The organism is Pseudoroseomonas cervicalis ATCC 49957, from assembly GCF_000164635.1.
Taxonomy (GTDB): domain Bacteria; phylum Pseudomonadota; class Alphaproteobacteria; order Acetobacterales; family Acetobacteraceae; genus Pseudoroseomonas; species Pseudoroseomonas cervicalis.
On record NZ_GG770782.1, the window covers coordinates 35,148 to 44,556 of the forward strand.

9 protein-coding genes are annotated in these 9,409 nt (G+C 73.3%); 1 reads left to right on the plus strand and 8 read right to left on the minus strand.

Annotated elements, in window-relative coordinates; all coding sequences use genetic code 11:
* From HMPREF0731_RS26505 to HMPREF0731_RS16665, 7 genes are all read right to left on the minus strand, one after another.
* Positions 1-400: precorrin-2 dehydrogenase/sirohydrochlorin ferrochelatase family protein (locus HMPREF0731_RS26505; protein WP_007005340.1), on the minus strand; the 400-nt coding region annotated here is incomplete at its 3' end.
* Between the two features lie 51 nt (positions 401-451).
* Complete coding sequence (locus HMPREF0731_RS23305) at positions 452-2,605, minus strand: hybrid sensor histidine kinase/response regulator (protein WP_007005341.1); 2,154 nt, start codon at positions 2,603-2,605, stop codon at positions 452-454.
* 142 nt (positions 2,606-2,747) lie between these two features.
* Positions 2,748-3,404, minus strand: coding sequence for an ABC transporter ATP-binding protein (locus HMPREF0731_RS16645; protein WP_007005342.1), 657 nt, complete (start codon positions 3,402-3,404; stop codon positions 2,748-2,750).
* Entirely contained in the window at positions 3,391-4,161 is a 771-nt protein-coding gene (locus HMPREF0731_RS16650; protein ID WP_007005343.1) for an ABC transporter ATP-binding protein, read from the minus strand. Before HMPREF0731_RS16650 ends, HMPREF0731_RS16645 begins: the two co-directional genes overlap by 14 nt.
* Entirely contained in the window at positions 4,158-5,099 is a 942-nt protein-coding gene (locus HMPREF0731_RS16655; protein ID WP_007005344.1) for a branched-chain amino acid ABC transporter permease, read from the minus strand. Before HMPREF0731_RS16655 ends, HMPREF0731_RS16650 begins: the two co-directional genes overlap by 4 nt.
* Positions 5,100-5,211: 112 nt before the next feature.
* Complete coding sequence (locus HMPREF0731_RS16660) at positions 5,212-6,144, minus strand: branched-chain amino acid ABC transporter permease (protein WP_007005345.1); 933 nt, start codon at positions 6,142-6,144, stop codon at positions 5,212-5,214.
* A 9-nt stretch (positions 6,145-6,153) separates the two neighbouring features.
* Complete coding sequence (locus HMPREF0731_RS16665; protein WP_157136187.1) at positions 6,154-7,503, minus strand: ABC transporter substrate-binding protein; 1,350 nt, start codon at positions 7,501-7,503, stop codon at positions 6,154-6,156.
* Positions 7,504-7,689: 186 nt separating this feature from the next.
* Between HMPREF0731_RS16665 and HMPREF0731_RS16670 the strand changes: the two genes are divergently transcribed.
* Positions 7,690-8,934, plus strand: coding sequence for an ABC transporter substrate-binding protein (locus HMPREF0731_RS16670; protein ID WP_007005347.1), 1,245 nt, complete (start codon positions 7,690-7,692; stop codon positions 8,932-8,934).
* Positions 8,935-8,952: 18 nt separating this feature from the next.
* On the opposite strand, the gene HMPREF0731_RS16675 is transcribed toward HMPREF0731_RS16670, so the two are convergent.
* A partial coding sequence (locus tag HMPREF0731_RS16675) for a hypothetical protein (RefSeq protein WP_007005348.1) occupies positions 8,953-9,409 on the minus strand: 457 nt, incomplete at its 5' end.

The window sequence follows — 9,409 nt, forward strand, 5'->3', positions numbered from 1 at the left end:
CCATGGCGCCGAGTCCGGGGGCCAGCGCCGCCTCCACCCGCTGGCGCAGCAGCCGCGCCAGCACCGGCGCGGCGCCGCCGGTGCCGATCGAGAGGGTCACCGGGTCGCGGTCGATGATGGCGGGGAGATAATGGTCGCTCAGCTCCGGCCGGCCGAGCACCTGCAAGGGCAGGCCGCGCGCGCGACAGGTGGCGGCCAGGGCTTGCAGCGCGGCCTCCGGCGCCTCCCCGGCGCAGGCCAGGGCGACGCCGTCCAGGCTGTCCGGCGCCAGCGCCTCGACATGGCGCAGCACGGCCCCGGCCTGTTCCAGCAGGCTGGCGCGCGTGGCCAGCGCCGCGCCGCCGCCCAGCAGCAGCGCCGTGCGGCCGCGCAGATCGAGATGGATGGGCAGATGACGCATCGCGGCGCTGCTTAGGCGCGGCGGGGGCCGGCGGCAACCGCCGCCGGAAACTCAGCCTTCCTGCCGCAACAGGGAAGACAGCAGGGCGGCGGTGCCGGCGATCACCTGCTCCGGCGCCACCGGCTTGTGCAGCATCAGGAACGGCCCCTCGGCGGCGGCCTGGCGCAGCGCCTGCGGGTCGGCCTCGGCCAGGTGGCCGGTCAGCAGCAGGGCGGGCAGCCGGGCCTGGCGCTCGCGCAGCCGGTGGATCAGCGCCAGCCCGTCCAGCCCCGGCATGGCCAGGTCGCTCACCACCAGGTCGAAGAAGGGTGCCTGGGCCTGCTGCGCCAGCGCCGCCTCGCCGCCCTCGGCCTCGGTGACGGACAGGCCACGGTCGCGCATCGCCTCGGCCAGCAGGGTGCGCACCACCGCCTCATCCTCGACCAGCAGCACGCGGGTGCCCTGCGGCAGCGCCGGCAGGGTGTCGTCGCACCCGTCGGGCAGCAGCTCCTCCGGCACCGCCTCGGGCAGCCAGAGGCGGACGCGCGTGCCCTTGCCAGGGCTGCTCTCGATCGCCAGCGCGCCGCCCGACTGCTCGGCGAAGCCGATCGCCATGGCGAGGCCAAGGCCGGTGCCCTCCTCCTTCGGCTTGGTGGTGAAGAAGGGCTCGGTGGCCCGCGCCAGCGTCGCCGCGTCCATCCCCGTGCCGGTGTCGGTGACGTCGATGCGCAGATAGCGGCCGGGGGCCAGGCACTCGGCGCCGGGCGGGGGAGGCGGCACCTCCTCCAGCACCGCGCCCAGCACCACGCTGCCCCGGCCGAGCGGGCGGATCGCGTCGCGCGCATTGACGGCGAGGTTGATCAGCACCGCCTCCAGCTGGCCGCGATCGGCCTGGGCCGGCGGCAGGCCGGGGGCGATGGCCAGCCGCACCTCGACACTGGCGCCGAGCGTGTGGTCCAGCACCTCCCGCAGCCCCTCCAGCAGGGGGGCCAGCGGCACCGGCTCGGCGCGCAGCTGGCCGCGCCGGGCATAGGCCAGCAGGCGCTGCGTCACCGAGGCGCCGCGCTCCCCGGCCTGGATCACCATGCCGGCCAGACGGCGGATGCCGGCCTCGGTGCTGCGCCGCTCGATCAGCTTGGCACCGCCCAGCGCCGCCTGCAGCACGTTGTTGAAATCATGCGCGATGCCGCCGGCCAGCCGGCCGAGCGATTCCATGCGCTGGGCATGCGCCAGCCGCTCCAGCGCGTGCTCCCGCTCGCTCTCGGCGCGCAGCAGGGCGCGCTGGGTGCGCAGCCGCTCCAGCCAGAGCAGCGACAGCGCCAGCGCCGCCAGCAGCAGCAGGCTGACCGCGGCGACGGCGGCGGCGATGGAGGGGCCGACGAAGCCGAGCGAGGCCATCTCCGCCTCGGCATCCAGCGACAGCTCGACCACCAGCGGCACGGCGGAGAGGCTCTGGTAGCCGACCAGCCGCATGCCCTCGGGCGTCGCGATCTCGGCATGGCCGCTCGGCGCCTCGGCGAGCGCGCGGCGCAGCGGGTCGTCGGGCGGCAGGGCGGTGCCCAGCGTGTCGCCGCCGCCGCTCTCGGCCAGGATCACCCCGTCGCGCCGCAGCACGCGGATGCGCCGCCCCTCGCCGAGTTGCAATTCCTTCAGCGCCCCGGCCAGCGGGCCGGGGTCGAGCGAGACCACCACGACACCGGCGAAGCCGCCGGCTGAATCCTCGATGCGGCGCGCCACCTGCACGCTGACCTGGCCGGAGGCGCGGCCGACCAGCGGCGCGCTGATATAGGGGCGGCGCTCGCCCTCGCGCGGGACCTGGAAATGCGCGCGGTCGGCCAGCGCCACCGGCTGCCAGCCGGGCAGGGAGGACCAGGCCAGCATGCCCTGCGCGTCGATCACCGCCACCTGGCGCACGCCGAAGCGGGCCTGGCGCACCGTGCCGATCAGCTGCTCCTCCAGCGCCGCGGCGGCATTGGCGTGGCCGAGCGCCGCCAGGCGCTGCCGCGCCTCGGCCAGGTCCTGCAGCCCCTCGATCGCCTCGAAGCTGCGCAGCAGCATCTGCTCGACGGCGCGCGAGGCGGTCTCGGCCCGCGCCAGGGCGCCGGCCTTGGCCTCGGCCTCGACATGGCGGATATGGCGCAGCCCGGCATAGCCCGCCCCCAGCGAGCAGAACGCCCAGAGCAGCAGGGCCAGCAGCCAGAGCGTGCGGCGCGACAGGCCGGTCATGGCGGCGCGTGGTCCTTCGCGACGGAGGTTGGCGCGGCGGCCGGAAGGGCCGCTTATAACGCCGCCGCGAGCGCGGTGACAAATCACGGGCTGGGCCGTGCCGCCCCCTCCCGCCGCCAGGAGGGGAGGGAGCGGCGGCGGGTCAGGCGGCGGCGATCTCGCCGCGCTCGATCACATAGGTGCTGTCGACCAGCGGGCGCAGCAGGTCCGGGCTGCTCTCGGTGATCAGGATGGCGAGCTCCGGCAGCGCCTCGCGCAGCCGCGCCAGCGCCTCGGCGTAGCGCAGCGCCAAGGCGGGGGCGAGGCCCTGGAACGGCTCGTCCAGCAGCACGGCGCGGCTGCCCACCATCAGCGCCCGGCCCAGCGCCACCATCTTGCCCTGGCCGCCGGACAGCCCCGCCGCCTTGCGCGGGGCGAAGCCGCGCAGCTCCGGCAGCAGCGCGTAGACCGCCTCCAGCCGGCGCTGCAGCTCGGCGCGCGGCAGGCCCAGCACCTCGGCCGGCAGCAGCAGGTTCTCCTGCACGGTGAAGCTGCCGAACAGGCGGCGCTCCTCCGGCGCGTAGCCGAGGCCGAGCCGCGTGCGGTGATGCGCCGGGATGGCGGCGCAATCCTGCCCGTCCACCGCGATGCGGCCGCCGCGCAGCGGCAGCAGCCCCATCAGCGCGCGCAAGGTCGTCGTCTTGCCGGCGCCGTTGCGGCCGATCAGCGCCACCCGCCCGCCCGCCGGCACCACCAGCGAGACGCCGCGCAGCACCGAGGCGCCGGCGATGTCGACGGAAACCCCTTCAAGCCGGAGCATGGCCCACCTCCTGCGGCAGGATGCCGATGACGTCGCGCTGCACCCGGGGATCGGCCAGCACCTCGGCCGGCGGGCCCAGCGCCATGATCTGCCCCTGGCTCCACACCGCCACCCGGTCGGCGAAGCGGGAGACCACCTCCATGTCGTGCTCGACGAAGACGGCGGTGACGCCGGCCTCGCGCAGCACCCGCACCAGCGTCTCCACCACCGCCATCTTGTCGGCGGCGGCGACGCCGCTGGTGGGCTCGTCCATCAGCAGCAGGCGCGGCCGCAGCGCCACCGCCATGGCGATGTCGGCCAGCTTGCGCGCCCCCTCGTTCAGCGCGTCGCCGCGCCGCTCGGCCAGGTGGTCGAGGCCGAAGCGCGCCAGCAGCTCATGCGCCTCCTCGCGGATTGCCGGGCGCAGCAGCGGCGCGAAGGGCGACCAGATGCCGTCCCGCGCCGCGATCGCCAGCGCCGCGTTCTCCAGCACCGTGTGCTCGGTGAAGAGCTGGGGGAGCTGGAAGGAACGCGCGACGCCGAGCTGCACGATGCGCCGCGGCGACAGGCCGATCAGGTTCTGCCCGCGATAGGTGATCGCCCCCGCCTGCGGCCGCAGATAGCCGGTGGTCATGTTGATGAAGGTGGTCTTGCCGGCCCCGTTCGGGCCGATGATGGCGAGGAACTCGCCCTCCATCACCTCCAGGTCGATGCCGTCGGCGGCGCGCACGCCGCCGAAGGCCAGGCGCAGCCCCTGCGCCGAGAGCAGCACGCTCATGCCGCCCTCCGCTTCGCCAGCGCGGCGCGGCCGAGGCCCCAGAGGCCGCCCGGCGCGAACAGGATCACCAGCAGCAGCACCCCGCCCAGGATCATCTGCCAGGCATCGGCCACCAGGGCGGCGGCGTAGACGCGGGTCAGCTCATAGGCCACCGCGCCGAGGAAGGGGCCGAACACGCTGCCGGCGCCGCCCAGGATGGCGATGAACACCAGCTCGCCCGAGGCGGTCCAGTAGGCCAGCGCCGGGGTGACGTGGCGGCTGGTCATCGCGATGACAGCGCCGCCGCAGCCGGCCATCAGCGCCGCCAGCACATAGGCCGAGAGCAGTACCCGCCTGGCCGAGACCCCCATGAATTCCAGCCGCGCCTCCCGCGTCTTGATGCCGGACAGCGCCTGCCCCATCGGCGAGGCGAGATAGACCCGCACCAGGGCGCCGAAGCCGAGCGACAGCACCAAGGCGAGGACCAGCACCACCCAGCCCTGCGCCTCCGGCGTCAGCGACTGGCCGGCGAAGCGCAGCGGGGGGAGGCGGATGCCATCGGTGCCATGCGTCAGGCTGTAGAACTTCTCCAGCACCGAATAGAACACCATGCTCAGCGCCAGATTGAGCATGCCGAAGAAGATCTCCCGGTAGCGGGAGACGAACAACCCGACCACCAGGCCGAGCAGCGCCGCGCCGATGGCCGCGATGGGCAGCAGGACCAGCGCCTCGGGGACCAGGGTGGAGAGGAAGGCCACGGCATAGGCGGCGAAGGCCAGGTAGAGCGCATGGCCGAAGCTGACCTGGCCGGCACGCAGCAGCAGCAGGATGCCCAGCACCGCCAGGCCCTTGGCCAGGGCGATGGTCAGCACGAAGCGCAGCCAGGGGACGGACCAGGCGACGAACAGGATCAGCGCCGCGGCCAGCAAGGCCAGCAGCAGCTCCTGGAGGCGGGTCATGAACGGCCCTCCGGAGGCTGGGGGAGAATGAATTCTCCCCCAGGCCCCCTCATCTTTTGTCTGTCGGGGCCGGCCGCCGCTGGCGGCCGGCGGGAGCACAGGGCAAGCAAGGTCATATGCGGCGGGTTTCGGTCACGCCGAACAGGCCCTGCGGCCGCACCAGCAGCACCGCCACCATGATCAGGTAGGGCACCACCACCTCCAGCTCCGGCTCGAAATACACGGCGATCGAGCGGCCCAGGCCGATCAGGATGGCGGCGATCGCCGCGCCCTCGATCTGCCCCAGCCCCGCCGTCGCCACCACGGCGAAGGACAGCACGATGGTCTGCGCGCCGACGCCAGGGACAAGCGAGACGGTGGGCGAGGCCAGCGCCCCGCCCAAGGCCGCCAGCGCGGCGCCGGCGGTGAAGGTGAGCAGCGTCACCTTCGCCGCGTCGATGCCCAGCGCCCGCGCCGCCTCCCGGTCGGCGGTGACGGCGACGATCATCCGCCCCGACAGCGTCCGCCGCAGGAACCAGGCCAGCCCCGCCAGCGTCAGCAGCGCGATGCCCGGCAGGACATAGAGCTGATAGGCGTTGAACGGGATGACATCGGCGCCGAACGGGATGTCCACCGTGCCGAGCAGCTTCACCGGCGTGTCGGACACCACCGGCTGCACGCCCCAGAGCAGCTTCTGCAGATCCTCCAGGATCATGAACAGCGCGAAGGTGACCAGCAGCTGCAGCACCGGCTCATGGTCCTGCGTCCGCCGCAGCAGCCGCTCGATCGGCGGGCCGAGGATGGCGCCCACCAGCAGCGCCGCCACCAGCAGCGCCGGCAGGCTGACCCAGGCGGGCGCGCCGCTCGCCGCCAGGAACAGGCCGAGCGACGCCGCCGCGTAGCCGCCAATGGCATAGAGGCTGCCATGCGCGACGTTCAGCACGCGCAGCACGCCGAACACCAGGTTCAGCCCCACCGCCACCATGAACACCGCCGCCGCGTAGGACAGCCCGTCCAGCGTGGCGAGGCCGAGCAGCAGCCCGTTGTCGGAAAGCCAGGCTCCCATCCCGCTGGCTCAGGGCCGGTGCGCGACGGGCTGCGGCATGCTCTCCAGCACCGCGGGCGTCAGCGTCTTCAGCCAGTCCAGGCTCTTCTGCCCGACCGGGGTGGTGACGCTGGCGGCCGGGAACACCACCATGTCGGTCATCACCGGGAAGGGATACTTGTCGGTCTGCACCGTGGTGCCGATCAGCTGGTCCTCCAGCCCCTGGCCATCCTCGCGGATGCGGATGCTGCCGGTGAGCGAGGGGAACTCCAGCCCCTTGAAGGCCGCCGCCAGCTCGGCATCGTTCGGCCAGCCGCCGCCCTTGGCGGCGATCGCCTTCTCATAGGCGGCCTTCATGGCGAACACCGCCTGCGCCATGTGGTGCGTCGAGTAGATCGGCCAGGCGTTGAAGCGCTTGCGGTAGTTCTCGGTGAAGCGCGCCAGCAGCGCCGGGTCCTTCGGGTTCGGGTGCAGGAACCAATGGTCGCCGCGCGCGCCGATGATGTGGCCGGCGGGCAGGGCGCGGCCCACGCGCTCCAGCGAGGATTCGGCCAGCGGCAGCACGAAGGTGCTGCGCTCGAACAGCCTCCGGTCGGAGGATTGGCGGATCAGCCCGTCCAGGTCGCCGCCCCAGGAGGTGGAGAACACCACATCCGGCCGCAGCGCGAGGAGCCGCGTCACCTCGGTCGAGAAATCGGTGGCACCGAAGCGCGGGAACAGCTCGGCGGCGATGCGCACGCCGGGCTTCAGCGTGTTCAGCGCGGTGCGGAAGATGTCCCAGGAATCGCGGCCCCAGGCATAGTCCTGGTTCACCACCGCCAGGCTGCGGAAATCCGGCTTGGTCTTCAGCAGGTAGAGCAGGGAGGCCAGCACCTCCGGCGTCGCGTTCGCCTGGGTGCGATAGGCATAGTCGTAGCGCCCATCCTCGAAGATGCGCTGCGTGCCGCAATCCCACAGCAGCGTCGGGCGACGCAGCTCGTCGGCCAGCGGCGCGCAGGCCAGGCAGTCGGCCGAGGAGATGCCGGCGAAGATGATCGCCACATTCTCGCTCTGCACCAGCCGGCGATACTCGCCGACGAAATGGTCGACGCCCGGGCCCTCATCGACGAAGACCGGGCGGATGCGCACGCCGCCGATGCCACCCGCCTCGTTCAGCTCGTCGAACAACATCTCCGCCGCCTGGCGGCCGGGCACGCCGAACACGCTGGCCGGGCCGGAGAGATAGGTGGCGATGCCCACCTTGATCTCGGCGGGCTTCGCCGCCTGGGCCTGCGCGGCGCCGCTGCGCCCGGCCAGCACCAGGCTGCCCGCCGCCAGGCCACCGAGCATGAGGCCACGCCGCCCCACCGCGCCCTGGGGCGCGGGATTCGCTGTCGTCATCGCACGTTTCCCTCGTCTATCCGGCCGATGGATCGGCTCTGGTGATGAGACTGGCACGAAGCGGAGGGATGATCCAGCACCCCGAGCCGGGCTGTGATCACGGAATCCGCCTTGTCGCCCCGCCGGCATCGCCGCCACACTGCCGGCGCAAGGCGGCCGACAGCGCCGCCCAGGAGGAGTCCAGGAATGACCGAGATCCGCCGCCGGCAGCTGCTGGCCGGCGGGGCGACGCTGCTCGCCCCGCTGCCCGCCATCGCCCCCCGCCCCGCCCGCGCCCAGGCCGCCGCCCCCATCCGCATCGGCGTGCTGGCCGATTTCTCCGGCCCCTACCGCGACACCTCGGGGCCGACGGCGCTGGCCTGCGCCCGCCAGGCGGTGGAGGATCTGGGCCTGGCCGAGCGCGGCATCCGCGTGGAAGTCCTGCAGGGCGACCACCAGAACAAGCCGGATGTCGCGCTCGCGCTCGCCCGCCGCTGGATCGACCAGGACGGCGTCGACATGATCACCGAGGTGAACAACTCGGCCATCGCCTTCGCCGTCGCGGGCCTCGTGCAGGAGAAGGACAAGGTGCAGATGAACAGCGGCGCGCTGAGCGCGGCGCTGACCGGGGAGCGCTGCTCGCCCAACACCATCCACTGGACCGCCGACACCTGGATGCTGGCCAACGCCGTGGGCAAGGCCACCGTGCGCAATGGCGGCGATTCCTGGTACTTCATCGTCGCCGACTACGCTTTCGGCCACCAGATGGAGCGCGACCTGACCCGCTTCGTCGAGGGCGCCGGCGGCAAGGTGATGGGCAGCGCGCGCTTTCCCTTCCCCGGCACCACCGATTTCGCCTCCTACCTGGTGCAGGCGCAATCCAGCCGCGCCAAGGTGGTCGGGCTGCTGATGGCCGGCACCGACATGGTGAACTGCATCAAGCAGGCGCGCGAATTCGGCGTGGCGCGGCGCGGCGTGAAGCTGGCGGGCACGCCGATGTTCGTCACCGACATCCATGCGCTCGGCCTCGACACCGCCCAGGGCCTGCTGCTGGCCGAGGCCTATTACTGGGACCTGAACGACCGCACCCGCGCCTTCAACACCCGCATCCGCCCCAAGACCCCGACCAACTGGCCCAACCAGGAGCAGGCCGGCACCTACGCCGCCTGCCTGCACTATCTGAAGGCGGTGGCCGATCTCGGCGCCCCGGCGGCGCGCGCCAGCGGCCGCGCCGTGGTCGAGCGGATGAAGGCGATGCCGACCGATGATGACTGCTTCGGCGCCGGCCAGGTGCGCGCCGATGGCCGCAAGATCCACCCCTCCTACCTGTTCGAGGTGAAGGCGCCGCAGGAGAGCCGCGGCGCCTGGGACTATTACAAGCTGAGCGGCACCGTCGCGGCGGAGGAGGCCTTCCGCCCGCTGTCGGAAGGCAATTGCCCGATGCTGCGCTGAGCCGGGCGGGGCGCCGGCTCAGCCCGGCGCCGCCTCCAGCTCGACGCCGCGCAGCCGCATCGCCCAGGTCAGCTGGTCCTCGGTGCGCAGCGCGTCGAAGCCGGAGGAGAAGCAGCGGCGGCGCAGCAGGAAACGCGCCTCGCCCTGCTGGAGGTCAAGGCGCAGGGTCAGCGGATCCGCCGGCTGCTGCGCCACGCCGAGCACCCGCCAGCCGGCGCTGCCCTCAGGGACGAAGCCGGCCAGCGCCAGATGGCCGGCGGCATTCGGCCGGGCGGGCGCCTCGGCGCGCAGCCGCAGCACGGCGCGCGCCCCACCAGGCCAGCGCAGCCGCCCGAAGGCCAGCGGGCCGAGCGCCAGCGGCAACCCGTCGGCGCTGCTGTTCGGCGCCCAGGCCGTGCTGCTCTCGAACTCCAGCTCCGCGCCCTGGCCCAGCGCCAGGCTGCGCCGCGCCAGCGCCGCGCGGTCCAGGCCGCGC